Origin of the sequence: Aliivibrio sp. S10_S31 (assembly GCF_014694495.1) — a bacterium.
Taxonomy (GTDB): domain Bacteria; phylum Pseudomonadota; class Gammaproteobacteria; order Enterobacterales; family Vibrionaceae; genus Aliivibrio; species Aliivibrio fischeri.
The window spans coordinates 25,597-44,525 of the sequence record NZ_JAAUWR010000014.1; the positions used below are offsets into that span (position 1 = coordinate 25,597).

The following is an 18,929-nucleotide window of genomic DNA, read 5'->3' on the forward strand; positions in this document are numbered from 1 at the left end:
AGCCACAAAACGCTTCGCTGTGTCTTGTCCCTACGGGTCACAATCAGGGCTATTTATTATCAAATAAAGAAAGGAGTGAGCTTTAGTTATTAATATTTATAGTTTATCCTTCTATGTTTTGTTGATAGTATGTATGTGTGTTTATGTACAGTAGTAGGGTATTATGAAAGTTGTTGATTTATTTTGTGGTTGTGGAGGTTTGTCTTTAGGCTTTGAACAGGCTGGAGCGAAGATATTACTAGGAATTGATCATAATGAAGCAGCATTAAAATCTTTTGCATTTAATCATTCTGGATCTCAAACAATCTGTGGAGATATAGAAAGTATCACGTTAGATTTAATAGATCAAAAAATTGGAAATCAAAAAGTTGACGTTGTTATTGGTGGACCTCCATGTCAGGGCTTATCTTTATCTGGTCCTCGTAGATATGATGATCCAAGAAATAGACTTTTTCGCTCATTTGTGAAGATTACAAAACATTTAAATCCTAATGTTATTGTTTTAGAAAATGTACCAGGAATTTTAAGTTTATTTAAAGGAAAAATCAAAGAAGAAATAATTAAAGAATTTCAAAGTATAGGATATAATGTTTCTTATAAAATACTAAATGCGGCAGAGTTCGGTATACCTCAAAAACGTAAAAGAGCTATATTCATAGGGACTAAAAATAATATTGATATTAGTTTCCCTAAACCAATATATACAAAAGAAGAAGAATTTATATCATCGTCTGATGCAGTTTCAGATCTATTTGCTCTTAATGATACGGATTGTCAAGAATCAATGTACTATAAATCAAATCCATTAACTGAATATCAAAAAAGAATGCGCAATGGGGTTCAGGATGGAGAATTACATAATCACCTAATAACCAAACATACTCAAGCTGTAAAAGATACAATAAGTTTAGTTCCTGAAGGTGGAAATTATAAAGACTTACCAGAAGAGTTACAAAGTACTCGTAAATTTAATGTTGCTTGGACAAGATATCATAGTAAGAAACCAACTCCTACAATAGATACTGGCCATCGTCATCATTTCCATTATAAATATAATAGAGTACCCACAGTTAGAGAAAATGCTCGTTTTCAATCATTCCCTGATTCATTTATCTTTCTTGGCAATAAAACAGAGCAATATAAACAAGTTGGTAATGCAGTTCCTCCATTATTGGGGTTTTATATATCAAAAGAGGTTATGAAATGTCTAAGCAAAAATACATAACACCGACACAACATTTATTTCCAGTACATATGGTTAGGCCAAGGTTTAAAAGTACACTAGAAGAAGTTTTATTTTTTATTGCATCTGAAATATCAAGCTTTGATGAGTATGTAAATGATGCCGATTTAGATGCATTACTAATGAATTTTGATTTGAGCTCTAAGTTGGTAAAAAAAACGAGAGATAATTGGCGAACTGAAATTAGTGCATTATTTGGTTTATTTCAATATGATGAAAATGGAAAGTTTCCAAGTTTAATTTCAAAAAGACTATCTGAAAAACAAGATTTAATCGAGTTTTTTAAAAACTATGTTATTAAAATGCAATTTCCGAATGGTTTTTCTAAGTTGCATAAAGTAATTCCATATATAAATAATGATGTAAAGTTTAAACCATATGATGTTATTTGTAATTTTTTGTTAGAAGTTAAGGAAAACGATGCTGAAAATGCATACTTAACTAAAGAGGAAGTTACGTTTGTATTATTTGATGATTTAAGATTTAGCGCAAATAAATTACCATTACAAGATGCAATTTCTATTATTATAGACAATCGAAATGATAACGTTACCTATAGCAGTCATCCATCTGTAGATAAAAGTTTTAATGACCAAACTCGAGCAGCTCATGAATTTCTTGACTATATGGAATATGCAAATATCCTTAAGTCAGTTAAAGGTAAATATTATATTAATGAACTTGAATCAAGTTTCATTCAAAAATCATTATTAGAATCAAAATTATTTATTGGTTTTGACGCTTATTATAATAAGAAAATAAAAACAATTTCTTGTTTTGATAAAATAAAAGTAGAGTGGTCTGATTATGTTAATAGTCTTGACTTCAATATGAGTGAAACTAGTGTTCAATCTTTTATTAAGTCAAATAATGACGATGAAGTTATCATTGATAAAAATAATAAAGATAAGTTAATTATATCAACTAAAGATATCGGTGATATGGGAGAGGATTTGATTATTTCCCATGAGAAAAAGAAATTATTAGATGCGGGGCTTGGTCATAATTCGCATTTAGTAAAATTTATGCCTACTCATTTAGCTCTGGGCTATGATATTAAATCTATGGATGAAGAAGACAATCAAATTTATATTGAAGTGAAGACCACATTAAGCAATAAAAAAGTAACACAAAATCGCTTTCATTTAACAAAAAATGAATGGAATGCTGCATATACAAATAGAGATAAGTATTTTGTATATAGATTAATTATTACAAAAGAGTCAAAAGAATTATTCATTATAAATGATCCTGTAGGTAAGTTTATGAACGATAGAATAAAAATAAACTCACCTCATGGCTTTGATATTATATTTAATAATGAATCAGGGTATAATGAAAGGTTATTAGAATTATGACATATAAAGTTGCATCATTGTTTAGCGGTTGCGGTGGTATGGATCTCGGGGCTGAAGGTAATTTTGAGTATCAAAATGATTTTTATAAAAAGTTAAATACAAAAATTGTTTTTTCTTCAGATATCGATAAATATGCAGTTGAAATCTATAATGATAATTTTGAACATAAATCTATTTTAGGTGATATACGTGAATTAAAATCAACCTTACCAGAACATGATATTTTAATTGGTGGTTTTCCATGTCAGTCTTTCTCTATTGTTGCACAAAATCCACCACGATTAGGTTATAAAAATGATAATGGGAAGCTGTTTTTTGAGATGATTGATGTCTTAGAAAATAAAAAACCATTAGCTTTTATTGCTGAAAATGTAAAGGGGTTGCTTTCAGCTAATAAAAAACAGGCATTTCCATTAGTGCTAAAGTCATTTAAAGATGCTGGTTATCATTGTACTTTTAAAGTATTGGACTCCTCGAACTTTTCTATACCTCAGAAAAGAGAAAGAGTATTTATTGTAGGCTTTCGTGATTTAATTGCTTCAAATAAGTTTGATTATCCAGAATCAATAGATAAAAAGTCACATTTAAAAGATGTGATTTTTTCAGAAAATGAAGTTGACGATAAATATTTTTTCTCAGAGAAAGCTGTAAATGGAATGCTACGTAATCAAGAAAAAATGAATAAAGGAAGGGCTCAGGATCCTGAATCTTTTTGTAATACAATTACTGCTCATTTATCAAAAGCTAGCTTGAATAGTGTTGATCCTGTTTTATGTATTGAAGGTAGATATAGAAGATTCACGCCTCGAGAGGCTGCGAGAATACAATCTTTTCCTGATAGCTTTCAATTTAAAGTTTCAGATACTAGGTCTTATAAAGCGATTGGAAACGCTGTGCCTCCTGTTTTAATGTGGCACTTAATGAAGAGTGTAATTAGGGCTTTGGAGCAGTAATTCCAAACTAGTAAGTGAAGTGTGGTGTAAATATTTGCACCTCAACTGTAGGCATTTTTGAAAACATTTCTTAAAATTTGGAGTTGCTTCACTTACATGTGGCATGATACAGCAAAGCTTTCCGTTGGTTAATTAAGGTAGTTCAACAAAGCATATGGATAATATTCAATTCTATAATCAAAATTCTGAAACTCTTTTTCAAGATTATATTTCGGTCAATTTTGAAGATGTTCATGCCTGTTGGAAACCATTTTGGCCATGTTCGGGGGATAAGGTTTTAGATGTTGGCGCTGGAGTTGGACGTGATTCTAAGTGGCTTTCTGACCAAGGCTGCTCTGTCATCGCACTTGAGCCTGCAAAATCAATGCGTGAACTAGGTCAAAACTATACCGGAAAGCAGGTTCAATGGCTCGATGATGTACTTCCTGAATTAAGCCGTGTTCAAGCGTTAGGTATGCGCTTTGATGTTATTTTAGTGAGTGCGGTATGGATGCATATCGCACCATCATATAGAGCTCGTGCTTTTCGAAAACTTTCTAATTTATTAGCCCCTAATGGTTGCTTAGTCATTAGCTTACGACATGGCGGCTTTTCTGATGGAAGAGAAGGATATCCTTGTTCTTCTGATGAGTTAGCTCAATTTGCAAAAGATGCTTGTTTACATACTCGCTTAGTTACTGAGGTTGAATCTGATGCTTTAAAACGTGGTGCTATTCAATGGCAAACGGTTGTGATGAGCTTACCTGATGATGGTTCAGGTGATCTTAATAAAGTTCGTCACATTATTGTTAATGATAGTAAAAGTTCGACTTATAAATTAGCGTTACTGCGTGTACTACTTCGTATTGCAGATGCTCACTCAGGCTGCGTTATGGATCGAACGGATGGAGAAGTATCGATACCGCTAGGTTTAGTCGCTCTTTATTGGATTAAGGCTTATAAACGATTAATTGATGTTGGAAATATTCAACAAAACAGTAATACCAAAAAAGGCTTAGCGTTTATAACGGCAGATGGTTGGGAGCAGTTAAAGCATTTATCTGCAGATGATCTGGCTATTGGTGCCGTATTTTATAACGAAGAAGCAGAAGCATTACAAAAAGCGATTCAAGCTGCGATTAAAACCATGAAAGATGGACCAATTAAATTTATTTACTCGGGGGCTTTAGAAGAAAATAATAAAGAGTTTTCAACATTAGCACCATCGAAGAGACGTAAAATGGAATCAAGTATTGTTCTTGATCCGACGTTCTTTGAGAGTTTTGGCTCATTTGTTTTAAAGCAAAACCTTTGGGATTGCTTCCGCCTTTATTACTCTTGGATTGAACCATTAGTTGTTAATCAGTGGATATCTGAAATGCAGCGTTTTGAAGCTAATAGAGAAAACAATATAACGCTACAAACGTATCATGACTGTTTAATGTGGTTAGATAAAAAGCATGATACTCATAGAGTTCGCTCGAAAATAGAGGCCTTACAAGCTGATGGGCATTCGATTAGGTGCGTTTGGGGGCAAACAAAACTTAAGCGTGAATATCATGTTGATCATTGTTTACCTTTTGCGTATTGGCCAAATAATGATCATTGGAACTTATTACCTTCGAGTCAGTCATTAAATTTAAAGAAAAGTGATAAAGTGCCTTCACGAGATAGACTTGAGAAATCAAAGTCGACTATTTTGGATTGGTGGCAACTAGCATGGCAAACACCAAGTGAGCAGCAACGCTTTTTTAATGAAGCAACGCTATCTTTACCAAATATTCCACAGCAATGTAGAGATTTTGAAGAAGTATTTGATGCAATGGGGTTTCAAATTAAAGGCGTTCAAAGTCGCTTATTAATTAATGAGTGGTGATCTTTTTCACCATTCCCATCATTTCAGCCTTTTCTTACTGATTGTCACCGGTGTTTTTACCGTTAGTCTCAACTCGCCATTTACGCACTCACGGGTGGGAATGGCGTGTCTATCTATATCGCCTTTTAAGGTGTGAGCCAAATCTTCCATAAAGTGATTGCAGTGAAAGTGCCAAGAGTGGCTCCAGTTGCCTATGGCTTTGTTTTCTTCTGGCTCTGTAAGCAGTTTCCAGTGATCTCCGCAGTGTACGTTAACAAGGTTTAATGGTGCATCGCTAGGTAATCCAACACGTCCACAACGAGGGAATAAACCAGCTCGCTTAATATTAGAGATTTTTAATGCGTTGTCATAAGGGCTTTGGTAGTTGGTAATTCGGCTTGATTGAGCAAACATAGGCGCAGATTTATTGTCACATTGTGTTAATGACTTCTGTGCAATATCTCCACCAATAAAGCAGATTTGACTCACGTTCCAGTAAATTCGCTGCAAAGTTCGATTTTTACTTGCTTGATAAAATGCCTCTCTAATCACATAAGCCCCTGTAGAGTGGCCTAGTAAATGAATATCGATGTCGCACTGGTTTTCTTTCTCATGCAATTGGTTTATTGCTAATGGGGTTATGCCACCTGTCACCAGTTGAATCGCACTTTTGTAGGCGTCCATTCTGTCTTCTAAGTAATTTAATGTGTAGTTCGCACAAGGCCAATCAAAACTTACAACCGTTCCTGTATATCCATGTTGTTTTAGCTGTTTCTCAAGCAGTTTATGGCGTGAAACGATTTCTTCTTGGGTGTTGTTATAGCCATGAGCAAAAAACAGAATATTACCGGTTTTATATTGGGCTAGGGGATGATTGTCAGCGTGGCGTCCCGTTGTTGCTTGATTGGTTAATGCCGTTACCCATGCCTCTTGTGGCAGTTGATGTTGGTTTAAATCAGGGGTGGTTGCTTCATCTGGCAGCATTAGATAATGAGCTTCACCCGGTTCATTGGTGTGTTTTTCATTTGGAAAAAATCCGATGCGCTTGCGAGTGCTTAATATGAAGATCATGTCATGTCCCTGAGATGCATTAATCGTAAGCCATAAGGATAGGATGAATGAATAATTTGAGAAGTGAAAAGATACTGAGTTGCGGATGAGAGCCAAGTGATTATGTAAAGCTATGCATAAATGTATTGATTTTAAGACTCTTACTGATACTTGTATTTATTGTCATATATATCAATAGGTTAATTTATTCACAGTTTGTGAATCTGGTGCATATGTTTGTATGGAATAGTTTCATTTTGTCATAAAAAAAGCTCATAATAGATTTATAAAAATAAAAGAGTAATACAACTCAAAAACACTCACAAAAATAAAAATGCAAATAAATGCATTGTGAGGCTAGGCGACATTGGCTTACATAACACAGGGTAAAGGTATGTTCTATATAAGTGACCAAGGTTCATTTATGACGTTTATGGAAATTTTAATTTCGATTCTTATCGTCGTGATAATTCCAATGGCTTTTCATACGTTGGGGATCTTAAGAAGAAAAGAGTAATCCTATTTTCGTTATCATGGGGTAGAATGCATTTTTCGAATGTGCGTTGGATGCCCCATGGTTAACTACTCTCTTATTGATGTCCCTTTTAATTTAAGACATACCTGCTGGTTTTGTGGCGAGCCTTCGTATGATCTTCTCTCTTTTCCTAGTTCTTCACGTCAAGTTCACCATATATTCCATCAACCAATTGAATTACCTGCATGCAAAGAGTGTTTGTCTTTTTCATCCTCTGGTGTGTCTGAATCTATTTGGTCTTATCGAGATAAAGTAAAACACGCATTAATGAATAAATACGCCAAGCATTTGGGTATTGGTTTGCAATGGACAAAAGAAGAACTTGAAGAGGCTGAGTTTCATGGTGCGGTACTTGAAGGCTTTGGAAAAAGTGCATGGCAAATGTATGAAATAGCAAAAGCACGGGTTGATTATGTCGGTTGGGAGCTGTGTGTTGATGGCTCTCCATTAGAAGGAGATGAGAGTTATGGGTTTGAGTTTAATGGTGTGCGCTATTTAAGTGTTCAAGCGTGTATTGATCACCATGTAAAAGCTTTGTCACTGGATAAATTATTATTAGAAACGATCGTTGAACTTGTTGGATCTGAGCGATTTGCTTATGGATTACGTATTGCTGAGTTAAATCGTGATATCAGTAATAAAGAGCGAAATGCCATTATTGATGAGATCCAAAAACAAGAGCAAGACAGAGTCGATATTCTAGAAGAGTCTCAATTTGAAAATGATGATGTTATCCTTCCATTGGTTGCTGTTGTTATGTCAGAAGCCACAGTTCAACCTGAGGCGATAGAGTGGGCGATTGAACATCAATGCGCAGATTTAGAAACCTTGATGCATATGGAAGATGCTTTTTTTGATGCGTTTGAACATTTAGGTGGGCCAACGGCTTTTGCATTATTTGATGGATTGCAATGGTATTTAACGGCAAGACAAGATCCTAAATGGCGTGAAGAAAAGGATCCGAATGATGAGTTTTGGAAAAAGTTAGAATGTAATTAAAGTGTTGGCTCTTTTCTCACTCTTTTTGAATATACTGCTATTATTAATATGAGCTTATTCAAAATAAAAGGAGGTTCATATGTCAGTAAATGAATATAATCATGCTTTGGGTGAGTTATTAATGCTTTCTGGGCATTTGAATTATAGAAATTTTTCCGTAGAAGAAGCAAAGGCATTTAATAAATTATTTGATGTTATTGAAGAGTATGAAAGAAAAAATGGAATTCCTAGTAGGTATCACCGAGATGTACAGAAGTAATGCTTTTTAGTTACGGCACAATAAGTGCCGTAATTTTTTATATAATGAGATAGATAATTAAAACCGTGAATTATCTCCAGAAAATGGCAGCGAAACCGGTTAAGACAACAACACAAACAAGATTTAAGTAAATACCTACACGCATCATCTCAGATTGTTTAATATGACCAGAGCCGAAGACAATGGCATTAGGTGGTGTCGCAACTGGCAGCATGAAGGCACAAGAAGCGGAGATTGCTATCATGGCTGAAAGTACAACAGGTGAAATACCAAGAGCTTCTGCCACACTTGCAAATACTGGGATAAGCAGAGCGGCACTTGCCGTGTTACTTGCAAACTCAGTTAAGAACACCACAAAAGCTGCAACGGTTAATATGGTAAATAATATGCCTGCTTGAGCAAGAATATCGCTCAGGCTATGCGCTAGGAAGGTACTGGTTCCTGTTGCTTTTAGGATGTTACTTAAACAGATACCACCACCAAATAACAGTAATACACCCCAGTCTGTGGTTTTTTCAATGTCTTTCCATTGCACCACTCGTGCAAATCCAACCAGAATGATCGCCATTAATGCTACCAGAGTATCGAATTTTGAGAATCCACCTAGCATGGCATTAATTGGTTTACTGAAAACCCATAAGGTAACCGTAAGAGCAAAAATCATTAAAGTAACGACTTTACCTTTATCCCATGCAATAGGTTCTCGGTTTAACTCAAAGACTTCATTTAAGTTTGGTTTTAGCATGAAGTACAAAAGTGCAACTGTGGTTGGTAGTAAAACCAAAGTTACAGGTACACCAAAGGCCATCCATTCTGTAAAACTTAAACCAACTTCTGCAGCGGCAATGGCATTTGGTGGACTACCAACGATGGTTGAGATCCCGCCAATGCTGGCACAGTAAGCTATACCAAGTAAAACGAACACATAGGTGTTGTGGCCTGATTTTGAGTTTACTTTGTTTAATACCCCTAAAACGAGAGGAAGCATCATGGCGGTGGTAGCGGTGTTACTTATCCACATTGATAGCCCTGCTGTTACCCCAAATAGCATGTAAATAGCGGTACTCATTTTACCATTTGCTAATACCAATACTTTATCTGCAATGGCCTTGTCCAACTCTTGTCTGTGAAGTGCAGCAGCCAGAGCAAAGCCACCAAGAAAGAGGAAGATAATCGGGTTTGCGAAGTTACTGAGTGCTTTGCCGGTATCAAAAATCTCAAAACCAATGGCAAACATAGGAACTAAAAGTGCAGTGATACTAACGTGCATGGCTTCGGTGAGCCATAAAATAGCCACAAACGTTAAGATACTTAACCCAAGCACAACGTCTCTTTCAAATGGAAGGAAGTTATACAGTAAAGCAAAAAGAACGATATCAGCGAGGATGATAAGGCTATTTTTATTTAAGAACCATTCCCTGGTATTTGTGGGTAACGGTAGGTTTTCATTTTTGAGCATGACGAACTCCATTCTAACGATGAATTTTCAGACCAACTTTCTATCAAGATTGTTTTGATATCTTTTGTATTGTTACAGAATATTAACCGTAGTAAATGGAAGGTTATGAGGAGTGTCGTTTTGATCGTTTATATAATGTTGTAACTCTATTTAAGATCACGTTTTAAACAGAAATTGCACTTTAATTGTTATTCTTGTGTTAACTGTTATTTATTTGGAAGAAGGAATTTAAAAGAGAATTGAATGGAGAGGTGATATTGAATTTTTTTTAGTATTTTCTTTTATTTACAGTTGGTTATTTGTGATTAACGCCACCAGTTATATGGTGGCGTTAATTTTACTGAGTAAAACCCTTATTACATTTGCTCTGTAAATGTACGGCTAATTACGTCTTGTTGTTGCTCACGAGTTAGTGAGTTAAAACGCACTGCATAACCTGATACTCGAATGGTTAATTGTGGGTATTTTTCTGGGTGTTCAACAGCATCTAGCAATGTATCACGGTTTAATACGTTAACATTGAGATGTTGGCCACCTTCAATTCCTTCATTTACACTTGCGGCTTCGTGGTGGAAATAACCATCCATAAGTGCTGCAAGGTTTTGTTTTTGTACATCTTCATCTTTACCAAGTGCATTTGGCACAATAGAGAAAGTATAAGAAATACCATCTTTAGCGTAAGCAAATGGCAGTTTTGATACCGATGTTAGTGATGCTACTGCTCCGTTTTCATCTCGACCATGCATTGGGTTTGCACCCGGACCAAAAGGCATACCTGCACGACGGCCATCCGGTGTGTTACCTGTTTTCTTACCGTATACAACGTTTGATGTAATAGTAAGAATCGATTGTGTTGGAATAGCTTCACGGTACATGCTCATTTTCTGAATTTTTTTCATGAAGCGTTCAACAAGGTCACAAGCAATGTCATCAACACGGTTATCGTTATTACCAAATTTAGGGTAATCACCTTCAATGTTGAAATCGATAGCCACACCATCTTCATCACGAACTGGGGTTACTTTAGCAAATTTGATTGCAGCTAATGAATCAGCAACCACTGATAGACCTGCAATACCACATGCCATAGTACGACGAACATCGCGATCCATTAATGCCATTAATGATGCTTCGTAACTGTAACGGTCGTGCGAGTAGTGAATGATGTTTAAAGCCGTCACATATTGTGTTGCTAACCAATCTAACATTGAATCAAAGCGTGGCATTAGGCTATCAAAATCAAGAACGTCGTCGCTTACTTTGTCTACTTGTGGGCCAACTTGTGCTTTTGATTTTTCATCAATACCACCATTGATGGTGTAAAGCAGTGCTTTTGCTAGGTTGGCACGAGCTCCAAAGAATTGCATGTGCTTACCTACTACTTGTGGGCTTACACAACAGGCAATAGCGTAGTCATCGTTATCGAAATCAGGACGCATTAAATCGTCGTTTTCGTATTGTACTGATGAGGTATCAATTGACACTTTCGCTGCGTATTTCTTAAAGGCAATTGGCAGTTGCTCTGACCAAAGGATTGTCATGTTTGGCTCTGGTGCAGGACCCATTGTGTGTAATGTGTGTAGGTAACGGAATGTTGTTTTAGTCACTAATGTACGGCCATCAACACCCATACCTGCCATAGCTTCTGTTGCCCAGATTGGGTCGCCAGAGAAAAGTGAATCGTATTCTGGTGTACGTAAGAAACGTACCATACGTAATTTCATGATGAAGTGGTCAATCATCTCTTGTGCTTGTTCTTCGGTAATTAAGCCGTTGGCAATATCACGTTCAACATACACATCAAGGAAGGTTGATGTACGGCCTAGTGACATTGCGGCACCGTTTTGAGATTTAACCGCAGCAAGGTAACCAAAATATGTAAATTGAATTGCCTCTTGAGCTGTTTTAGCTGGTAGAGACATATCAATACCGTATTTTAGGCCCATTTGACGAATGTCTTCTAATGCTTGAACTTGATCCGCTAATTCTTCACGAAGTCGCATGGTTTTTTCAAGATCTTGACCTTGTTCAAGGAAGGCTTGAGTTGAGTTGTATTGCTCTTTTTTATCGGCTTTTAAGAAATCAATACCGTAAAGCGCTAAACGACGATAGTCACCAATGATACGACCACGGCCATAAGCATCAGGAAGACCCGTGATGATGCCTGATTTGCGGCACGCAAGGATCTCTTTAGTGTAAAGATCAAAACACGCTTTATTGTGTGTTTTACGGTATTCGGTGAATATCTTCTCAACGTTTTTATCTAATTCACGACCATACACTTCACATGAGTTTTTCACCATGCGAATACCGCCGTTAGCGATAATAGAGCGTTTTAGTGGTTTGTCTGTTTGTAGACCAACGATTGTTTCGAGATCTTTATTGATGTAACCAGCGTCATGGGAAATGATGGTTGAAGGTAAGTCGGTATCAAAATCAACAGGAGCGTGAGTTCGACTCTCTTGTTTGATGCCTTCTAATACGCTATTCCATAATGTAGTGGTTGATTCTGTTGCTTCTACAAGAAAGGATTCATCTCCTTCATACGGAGTGTAGTTTGTTTGAATAAAATCACGAGTGTTTACGCTCGTTTGCCATTCGCCATTAGTAAAGCCACGCCATGCTTCTATCATACCAGTTGTTGGAATAGTCATAATGCTTACCTATCTTTAATTATTTGTTTTTCAATCAGTTTGTAGAGTCGTATTTTTGAATTTGGATGTTCAATAATGCGTAATCACAAACTGTTTTCCTTTAGAACGATACTATTCCTATCACCTTTATGAGTAAAATGAATGCTTTTAATTTTTTAAATGTATTTTATGCATATATTAAGTTTTTAATATTCTTTGTCGTTAGTCTAGTGAGTTAAATTTTGTATTTTCACTGTTGATTAATTGTTTGAATGCATTTGTTTTGCGAATGTTTTTTATTGGGGGTATTTGCTTAACATCTGGAATCTGATGTCTATATTTATTTCTTTATTTACAATAAGTTACAAAAAATAATAATGTGTGATTTGAATTCCATTTTAATGCAGTAAAAATCGTTTTTATAAATTCTTTCCATTACATTTCAGCGCCTGCCCAATCATGTCAAATTATCAAAATAGGCGACCAAACTTATTGAAAGACTGTGCAGAACAAAAAACATAATAATAACTGTATTAAAGGTAAAGTAATGAACAAAAGCTCAACGAAAACGCTGATTGCGTTATCTATGATGGCGGTAAGCTCAGGCGTATCGGCACATGGTTATGTATCTGAAACTAATGATGGTATTGCGGGCTCTCGTGCTGCATTGTGTAAATTCCCAACGTCAGATACTCAAGAAAAAAACCGTGATTGTGGTTCTGTTCAATGGGAACCACAAAGTGTTGAAGGCCCTGAAGGTTTCCCTGAGAAAGGTCCTGCAGATGGTCAAATCGCAGGTGCTGGTCTGGTTCAGTTTTCAGAATTAAACGAACAAACAGCGGATCGTTGGGTTAAACGTCCAATTACTGCTGGTGCACAAACGTTTGAATGGACGTTTACAGCAAACCACGTAACAAGAACGTGGAAGTACTACATGACAAAACAGAACTGGAATCCAAATGCGGTATTAACACGTGATTCATTTGATCTAACTCCGTTCTGTGAACTTGAATACAACATGGAAAAACCGCCTCTATACCCAAATACGTTCTCACACGAATGTATTGTTCCTGAGCGTGAAGGCTACCAAGTTATTCTTGCTGTTTGGGATGTGGGTGATACTGCAGCTGCATTCTATAACGTAATTGACGTTAAGTTTGACGGTAATGGCGGCGTGGTTGATCCAACTTGGTCTCAAGGTGGTCAAATTAACCCAACTCGTGATTTAAACGTGGGTGATCGTGTATTTACTCGTGTGTTTGATGCATCTGGCGAAAATGCATCTCTTTCTACTGAATTAGTGATTGAGAATGAAACGCAAGGTCAAGCGAATAACTGGACACATGCGTTAGCAACAAAGATCAATAAAGAGCAGCAAAATATTGGTGCTGGTCAACTAAATGATAAGGGTGAATTTTCACCTCAATACGGTCCTAACCCTGTTTACCTGAAAGCGGGAAGTGGTCTAAAGAGCGTTGAAATTGGCTATCAATTAGAAACGGTTGAACCTGTTTATCATCTAGATATTGAAGGTTTGGCGTCTGAGTACACAATTGGTGATTCAGCGACAGAATTAGATTTAAGTCTATATGCTGCTGCGGGTGACATGAATGTTGAGCTAACGGTTTATAACCACGGTAAAGAAGCGCTAGCAAACACGAATGTAACGCTAAAAGATGGCGAAGCAAAATCAGTAGTAATGGCACTATCTAAGTCTGAGAAAGGTCATCACATGTTGGTTTCTCGTATCAAAAACATGGATGGTGAGTTAATCAAGCAAGATATGTCTGATTTCCACTTAGTTGAAGAAGCGGTAACGCCTCCACCATCAGGTGATTTTGACTTTGTATTCCCAGAAGGTGTGAAGGGCTATCAAGCAGGTACGAAAGTATTAGCAGAAGATGGTAATGTTTATCAATGTAAAGAATTCCCATACTCTGGTTACTGTGTGCAATGGACTGATACAGCAACTAACTTTGCACCAGGTGTTGGCTCTGATTGGTCTATGGCTTGGGATAAAGTAAACTAATATTGTTTATTAGATTATAGCGATAAAAAATAATATGAGAGCCTTCAATATATAATATGAAGGCTCTTTTTATTTATAAATTAAATACTATTTATGTGTTTTATCTTATCTATAGATTAAATTGCTTGATCATCCATTGAGAAAGTAAATTTAGCTTCATCATCCCAAGTTGCTGGCAAGTCTAATTTAACCACTGGTTTTATTAAACCATACATATTATAGAAATCTTGTTGGTAAGATCTCGCTTCATTTAATCCTTCTTGACCCGTTATATCAATATAAAAGAAAGCTTGAACTGGAGTTTGACGTCCTAAGCTTTTATCCCATGTTTTAATGCGGATCTCATTTTGCTTGTTATGAGTTTGCCCACTCACATCACGCATCGCTTGTAGTCCTTGATAAAAGTTAGATGCAACAAACTCAGTAGCATTAGGGTAGTAATATTGAATGTTAAAACCACATTGATGATGATCGCGGTTATCACCATTACTTGATGTTGAATTGTAGTGGTTTACCCATTGGCCTTCAGTATAAATACCTTGTGCATTACACTCACCACTGTTTGATTGGTATGAAGTGTGGGCTCCACAACCAGCATCATCACGTCGGTTTGTATCTGCATCTACAGGGAAAAAGCAAAGATATTCAAGATCTAAGGCACTACCAACTAACTCAAACGTTGGATAAATAGTAAAACCACTTTTGTATCCATAAGCTAGGCGTGAGAACTTAGCATCAGTACGAAGGTATGAGAAAGAAACACCGCCACTCTTCTCTGATGATGGGCTTGGCTCCCATACGTGATAATTACCCGGTTGTGTACCTCGTAATGTGACTCCACTACATAGATAAGAAGAACGATGTGAAGCGCCGCAATTGGCTCTTGTATCGTAATAATTTTCCATTAGGTTCTTAACCACTTTATTTCCCAACTCAGGTGTGACAACGGAATAACCTGGCGGCTTTGTTGGTGGTTGTGGAGGTGGTGGCTTAGCAAAAGCGAAGGCATTGGCACTGCTTATTATTATAAAAAACGTTAATACCAACTTAAACATAATTCATTCCTTTTTTTAATTGTTTATCATTAAAATAATATTGATTATTTTTAATAATCGAAATAAATTCTAAGTTGTTATTTGAATATAAACTACGGCATAAAAATTACTATATTTAGTTTTTTTGACCTAGTCTGCGAAGAATGTAAATTAAAAAATAAAATAAATTCATTAGAATAAATTAAATAAAGTTTATCGCATTAAAATATTACTTTACTGAATATAGAATTAATTAAATTGAGTAATGAATCAGGGTTATTGATTGAGTAGAAGTAAAAGAGAGGTACAATAGTCTTATGATTATGGCGTGAATATTACATAAAATGAATAAATTAAAGTACCTTCAGGGCTACCCTGAACATATTTTGGCGCAAGTAGCCCCAATGATTGAGAATGGCAAGTTAGCTGAGTGGGTAAAAAATAAGTACCCAACCATGCATGATATTACGTCAGAAAAAGCGTTGTTCGAGTACACTCAAGCATTGAAAAACAAATACATAAAGAAGTCATCGCCATTAAGTAAAGTGGTATATGATCCAAAAATACATGTCGTCAATAATGCATTAGGTCTACATACCTTTGTTTCTCGTATTCATGGCAATAAATTGAAAGCAAAAAATGAAATTCGTATTTCAAGTGTGTTTCGAAAAGCGCCAGAACCCTTATTGCGTATGCTCGTGGTGCATGAATTAGCTCATATTAAAGAGAAAGAGCACAATAAGGCGTTTTATGCTCTTTGTTGTCATATGGAACCTGAGTATCACCAGTTAGAATTTGATGCGCGTTTGTATCTAACGTATTTAGAAACGGTGTGATTTTTTAATCTCTAAACTTGAAATTGATATTTAGCGAGGATCGATCCCGTTATCTTTGCGCTCGGTTTCACATTCATAAGAAGCCATTTCAAATTCTCTGCAAATCCATGGACGATTTTCATAGATGGTGCACATCAAGGTGTCGCGATCCACGGCGGCACACCAGCCATCATCTAATCTTTTCATTATTTCACCACCCCATTGATCTTTTTCAATGAGTTCTTTTGGTACACCCGTATCTGTGATGAGCATTACTTCTAAGCGGCAACAGCATGCACGACAATTAGAACAGGTAATGGTAGAGGGACTATGTGTGTCAGAAGGCAGCTCTATGATATCAATGCTCACTAGCGTTCCTATTAATGCGTTTTTTGTCAGTATGTACGCAGGGTACGCTACTTTTTAGAAAGACTCGATAATTTATTTAAAAAATAGAATGCGTTGAGATGCTAAGTCGTGATCTGGCTCAATGAGGCTTTGCGTAGGGTAGAACCTTAAATGTAGTTCAATTGACAATATTAGTGATAGTCTTTTTTTGAAAAAAAATCACAAATATTACTCAGCTCACATTCTCGAATGAATAGGTTTAACATCAGTAATCTCCTTTGCTAAACATACACCTGAAAGGTATGGATTTAGGAGGTTATTATTATGTCTATTAATTCAATTGATCACGGTGAAATCACCGACATGAAAGGCAAGTACGAAGTAAGTGATGAAGTGGTAACAAACATTACGGAGTGTCAGAAAAAAGCAGCGGCGCGTCGTCGTATTGAAGCGATGCGTGAGATTAGAGAAAGCGGACTTACGCTTGAAGAAGCAAAAGAATTAGGTCTTATCCATTAGTTTTTGATTTCTACCTTCATACCTTTAGATACTTATAGATGCGCCAGAACCGGCGCATTCTTGTTTTTAACAACCGCTCGTTTCAAGTTTACTGCTTGATACAGAATTAGATTGATTAGCTTGATTGTACATAAAGTAACAATCCGCGTTTTTAATGTTCTCAGCTGAATCTGCAAATCCGATATACAGTTGCTGTTGACCATCCACTTCTTGAATTGAAACAAGTAGATTATCTTCTGGTTTTATTAATCTAATTATTGAATTGTTATCAAGTGGGTCATCACTTGCAATTTGGTTAGCATGCTCAACAGAAGTTTTAATGTTACTTAATACTCTTTGTTTTGCTTTACTTTCAATGTTTGAGAAGAAAGGTTTGGCTGCAAAACCCAGTGCACCTAAAATCATGACTGCAACGATCAACTCTTTTGGGTGGAATTTTTTATTACTTTTCATTTTGAGTTACTCACTGAACCATACACTTCATGGTGTGCCGTTTTGACTATTTAACGGACTATTTTCACGAAGGAGCTTTAATACAAGCTCTCATTTCTAAATGGTATTTCATAGAAACAAAAGCGAATCGATCTATTCTATAGTAATAATTGATAATTAACATATTAGCAATGTAGCACTTTTGAGAAAAATGGGCGCAATGTCAAATTAATACTGAGAACCTACACCAGAGTTAGATCTTAGCTCAATATGACGCTTTAAATTCATCGGTTAACGATATGAATTGTGAGTGGTTATTGTGAATGGTTGTGGGACTTCATTTTTTATTGCTAGAAAATTTAGCGATGAAGCATTAGAATTTAGCGGTGATTAATTAAATGAGCTTGTTATGAATAACCTTTCGCTATTACCTCCTGAAGAAAAAAATAAAATCGAACTCGATAAACAAGCTGCGTTCTTTGTTTGGAAGGTAAAAAATGCAAAAGCAGGTCCTGAACTCTGGACTATAGAAGCAGAGAAGCTAGAAGATGAGACAGAACGTCTGTTTTTTCAGCAATCTATCGAAAAATATAAAACAAAAATGGGCGTAGCGTAAGGTTCCTTGATCTTTACTAGCGTATCCCCTGAGTATTTTGGTAGAATCCTGCCCATAATTTTAAGTCAACAAACATAAGAGAGAATCCCGATGGGAAGAAGTTTTGAAGTGCGCAAGGCCTCAATGGCTAAAACACAGGGCGCAAAAATCAAAGTTTATTCTAAATACGGTAAAGAAATTTACATGTGTGCTAAGAATGGCGGTGCAGATCCAGACATGAACTTGTCTCTAAGACACCTTATTTCAAAAGCGAAAAAGGACCAAGTTCCTGCACACGTAATTGACAAAGCCCTTGATAAAGCAACTGGCGGTGGTGGTGAAGATTACCAACACGCACGCTACGAAGGCTTTGCACCAGGCGGCGCAAGCGTAATCGTTGACTGTCTAACTGACAATGGTAACCGTACTTTCCAAGACGTTCGCCAATGTTTCGTTAAAACTGGCGCTAAAATTGGTAGCCCAGGTACAAGTGCTCACATGTTCGATCACCAAGCTGTATTCCAGTTTAAAGGCGACGACGAAGAAGCAGTACTTGAAGCACTAATGATGCAAGATGCTGACGTTACTGACATTGAACTTGAAGATGGTGTAATCACAGTATTTGCTCCAAACACTGAGTTCTTTAAAGTAAAAACTGCTTTAGCTGCAGAATACCCAGACTTAGTTCTAGATGTTGAAGAGATCACTTTTGTTCCTCAAAACCACACACCAGTAACTGGTGAAGATGCTGAGAAATTCCAAAAATTCTTAGACATGCTAGACGATTGTGATGATGTTCAACAGGTTTATCACAATGCAGAATTAGAAGACTAA

Annotated in this window: 18 protein-coding genes; 12 read left to right on the top strand and 6 right to left on the bottom strand. The window is 36.4% G+C overall.

Annotated elements, in window-relative coordinates; all coding sequences use genetic code 11:
- Positions 1-163 precede the first annotated feature (163 nt).
- The 4 genes from HC728_RS12995 to HC728_RS13010 all read left to right on the top strand — a co-directional run bounded on the left by HC728_RS12995 (position 164) and on the right by HC728_RS13010 (position 5,409).
- Complete coding sequence (locus HC728_RS12995; RefSeq protein ID WP_190395605.1) at positions 164-1,225, top strand: DNA cytosine methyltransferase; 1,062 nt, start codon at positions 164-166, stop codon at positions 1,223-1,225.
- A complete protein-coding gene (locus tag HC728_RS13000) occupies positions 1,204-2,601 on the top strand; it encodes a protein NO VEIN domain-containing protein (protein WP_190395606.1) in 1,398 nt (465 codons plus the stop codon). Before HC728_RS12995 ends, HC728_RS13000 begins: the two co-directional genes overlap by 22 nt.
- Positions 2,598-3,554, top strand: coding sequence for a DNA (cytosine-5-)-methyltransferase (dcm, locus tag HC728_RS13005; protein ID WP_190395607.1), 957 nt, complete (start codon positions 2,598-2,600; stop codon positions 3,552-3,554). Before HC728_RS13000 ends, dcm begins: the two co-directional genes overlap by 4 nt.
- Positions 3,555-3,708: 154 nt before the next feature.
- On the top strand, positions 3,709-5,409 hold the full coding sequence (locus tag HC728_RS13010; RefSeq protein ID WP_190395608.1) for a class I SAM-dependent methyltransferase: 1,701 nt from the start codon (positions 3,709-3,711) through the stop codon (positions 5,407-5,409).
- A gap of 18 nt (positions 5,410-5,427) precedes the next feature.
- Here the strand turns inward: HC728_RS13010 and HC728_RS13015 are convergent, their stop codons facing one another.
- Entirely contained in the window at positions 5,428-6,459 is a 1,032-nt protein-coding gene (locus HC728_RS13015; protein WP_190395609.1) for an alpha/beta hydrolase, read from the bottom strand.
- 373 nt (positions 6,460-6,832) lie between these two features.
- Between HC728_RS13015 and HC728_RS20300 the strand changes: the two genes are divergently transcribed.
- The 3 genes from HC728_RS20300 to HC728_RS13025 all read left to right on the top strand — a co-directional run bounded on the left by HC728_RS20300 (position 6,833) and on the right by HC728_RS13025 (position 8,231).
- Positions 6,833-6,955 (top strand): hypothetical protein, encoded by a 123-nt coding sequence (locus tag HC728_RS20300; protein WP_255507871.1) that lies wholly within the window; start codon positions 6,833-6,835, stop codon positions 6,953-6,955.
- 57 nt (positions 6,956-7,012) lie between these two features.
- A complete protein-coding gene (locus HC728_RS13020) occupies positions 7,013-7,972 on the top strand; it encodes a hypothetical protein (protein ID WP_190395610.1) in 960 nt (319 codons plus the stop codon).
- 79 nt (positions 7,973-8,051) lie between these two features.
- Positions 8,052-8,231 (top strand): hypothetical protein, encoded by a 180-nt coding sequence (locus tag HC728_RS13025; protein WP_190395611.1) that lies wholly within the window; start codon positions 8,052-8,054, stop codon positions 8,229-8,231.
- 70 nt (positions 8,232-8,301) lie between these two features.
- Here HC728_RS13025 and HC728_RS13030 read toward each other — a convergent pair whose 3' ends face one another.
- Both HC728_RS13030 and pflB read right to left on the bottom strand, forming a co-directional pair.
- A complete protein-coding gene (locus HC728_RS13030; protein WP_190395612.1) occupies positions 8,302-9,690 on the bottom strand; it encodes a DASS family sodium-coupled anion symporter in 1,389 nt (462 codons plus the stop codon).
- A gap of 356 nt (positions 9,691-10,046) precedes the next feature.
- Positions 10,047-12,344: a formate C-acetyltransferase gene (gene pflB / locus HC728_RS13035; protein ID WP_190395613.1), complete on the bottom strand. Its 2,298-nt coding sequence runs from the start codon at positions 12,342-12,344 to the stop codon at positions 10,047-10,049.
- Positions 12,345-12,870: 526 nt separating this feature from the next.
- Between pflB and gbpA the strand changes: the two genes are divergently transcribed.
- Positions 12,871-14,352, top strand: a complete 1,482-nt coding sequence (gene gbpA, locus HC728_RS13040; protein WP_190395614.1) for an N-acetylglucosamine-binding protein GbpA — start codon at positions 12,871-12,873, stop codon at positions 14,350-14,352.
- 116 nt (positions 14,353-14,468) lie between these two features.
- On the opposite strand, the gene HC728_RS13045 is transcribed toward gbpA, so the two are convergent.
- Positions 14,469-15,407, bottom strand: a complete 939-nt coding sequence (locus HC728_RS13045; RefSeq protein WP_065598123.1) for a halovibrin HvnB — start codon at positions 15,405-15,407, stop codon at positions 14,469-14,471.
- A gap of 323 nt (positions 15,408-15,730) precedes the next feature.
- Here HC728_RS13045 and HC728_RS13050 point away from each other — a divergent pair, with 323 nt between their 5' ends.
- On the top strand, positions 15,731-16,222 hold the full coding sequence (locus HC728_RS13050; RefSeq protein WP_005421957.1) for a M48 family metallopeptidase: 492 nt from the start codon (positions 15,731-15,733) through the stop codon (positions 16,220-16,222).
- A gap of 30 nt (positions 16,223-16,252) precedes the next feature.
- Here the strand turns inward: HC728_RS13050 and HC728_RS13055 are convergent, their stop codons facing one another.
- Positions 16,253-16,570 (bottom strand): YkgJ family cysteine cluster protein, encoded by a 318-nt coding sequence (locus HC728_RS13055; protein WP_017019336.1) that lies wholly within the window; start codon positions 16,568-16,570, stop codon positions 16,253-16,255.
- 303 nt (positions 16,571-16,873) lie between these two features.
- Between HC728_RS13055 and HC728_RS13060 the strand changes: the two genes are divergently transcribed.
- Entirely contained in the window at positions 16,874-17,068 is a 195-nt protein-coding gene (locus HC728_RS13060) for a PA3496 family putative envelope integrity protein (protein ID WP_005421961.1), read from the top strand.
- 66 nt (positions 17,069-17,134) lie between these two features.
- On the opposite strand, the gene HC728_RS13065 is transcribed toward HC728_RS13060, so the two are convergent.
- Positions 17,135-17,521 carry a pilus assembly protein PilA gene (locus HC728_RS13065; RefSeq protein ID WP_065598122.1) on the bottom strand — a complete coding sequence of 129 codons (387 nt, stop codon included), beginning with the start codon at positions 17,519-17,521 and terminating at the stop codon, positions 17,135-17,137.
- 388 nt (positions 17,522-17,909) lie between these two features.
- Here HC728_RS13065 and HC728_RS13070 point away from each other — a divergent pair, with 388 nt between their 5' ends.
- Both HC728_RS13070 and HC728_RS13075 read left to right on the top strand, forming a co-directional pair.
- Complete coding sequence (locus HC728_RS13070; RefSeq protein WP_012535376.1) at positions 17,910-18,116, top strand: DUF3283 family protein; 207 nt, start codon at positions 17,910-17,912, stop codon at positions 18,114-18,116.
- 90 nt (positions 18,117-18,206) lie between these two features.
- Positions 18,207-18,929, top strand: coding sequence for a YebC/PmpR family DNA-binding transcriptional regulator (locus HC728_RS13075; RefSeq protein ID WP_017019338.1), 723 nt, complete (start codon positions 18,207-18,209; stop codon positions 18,927-18,929).

What these genes read in the sequence shown, in the direction of transcription:
- HC728_RS12995 (WP_190395605.1), top strand. Translation starts at nt 164, where the DNA reads ATGAAAGTTGTTGATTTATTTTGTGGTTGTGGAGGTTTGTCTTTAGGC.
- HC728_RS13070 (WP_012535376.1), top strand. Translation starts at nt 17,910, where the DNA reads ATGAATAACCTTTCGCTATTACCTCCTGAAGAAAAAAATAAAATCGAA.
- gbpA (WP_190395614.1), top strand. Translation starts at nt 12,871, where the DNA reads ATGAACAAAAGCTCAACGAAAACGCTGATTGCGTTATCTATGATGGCG.
- HC728_RS13065 (WP_065598122.1), bottom strand. Translation starts at nt 17,521, where the DNA reads ATGAAAAGTAATAAAAAATTCCACCCAAAAGAGTTGATCGTTGCAGTC.
- HC728_RS13060 (WP_005421961.1), top strand. Translation starts at nt 16,874, where the DNA reads ATGTCTATTAATTCAATTGATCACGGTGAAATCACCGACATGAAAGGC.
- HC728_RS13075 (WP_017019338.1), top strand. Translation starts at nt 18,207, where the DNA reads ATGGGAAGAAGTTTTGAAGTGCGCAAGGCCTCAATGGCTAAAACACAG.
- HC728_RS13050 (WP_005421957.1), top strand. Translation starts at nt 15,731, where the DNA reads ATGAATAAATTAAAGTACCTTCAGGGCTACCCTGAACATATTTTGGCG.
- HC728_RS13025 (WP_190395611.1), top strand. Translation starts at nt 8,052, where the DNA reads ATGTCAGTAAATGAATATAATCATGCTTTGGGTGAGTTATTAATGCTT.
- pflB (WP_190395613.1), bottom strand. Translation starts at nt 12,344, where the DNA reads ATGACTATTCCAACAACTGGTATGATAGAAGCATGGCGTGGCTTTACT.
- HC728_RS13010 (WP_190395608.1), top strand. Translation starts at nt 3,709, where the DNA reads ATGGATAATATTCAATTCTATAATCAAAATTCTGAAACTCTTTTTCAA.
- HC728_RS13020 (WP_190395610.1), top strand. Translation starts at nt 7,013, where the DNA reads ATGGTTAACTACTCTCTTATTGATGTCCCTTTTAATTTAAGACATACC.
- HC728_RS13045 (WP_065598123.1), bottom strand. Translation starts at nt 15,407, where the DNA reads ATGTTTAAGTTGGTATTAACGTTTTTTATAATAATAAGCAGTGCCAAT.
- HC728_RS13015 (WP_190395609.1), bottom strand. Translation starts at nt 6,459, where the DNA reads ATGATCTTCATATTAAGCACTCGCAAGCGCATCGGATTTTTTCCAAAT.
- HC728_RS13030 (WP_190395612.1), bottom strand. Translation starts at nt 9,690, where the DNA reads ATGCTCAAAAATGAAAACCTACCGTTACCCACAAATACCAGGGAATGG.
- HC728_RS13000 (WP_190395606.1), top strand. Translation starts at nt 1,204, where the DNA reads ATGTCTAAGCAAAAATACATAACACCGACACAACATTTATTTCCAGTA.
- HC728_RS20300 (WP_255507871.1), top strand. Translation starts at nt 6,833, where the DNA reads ATGTTCTATATAAGTGACCAAGGTTCATTTATGACGTTTATGGAAATT.
- dcm (WP_190395607.1), top strand. Translation starts at nt 2,598, where the DNA reads ATGACATATAAAGTTGCATCATTGTTTAGCGGTTGCGGTGGTATGGAT.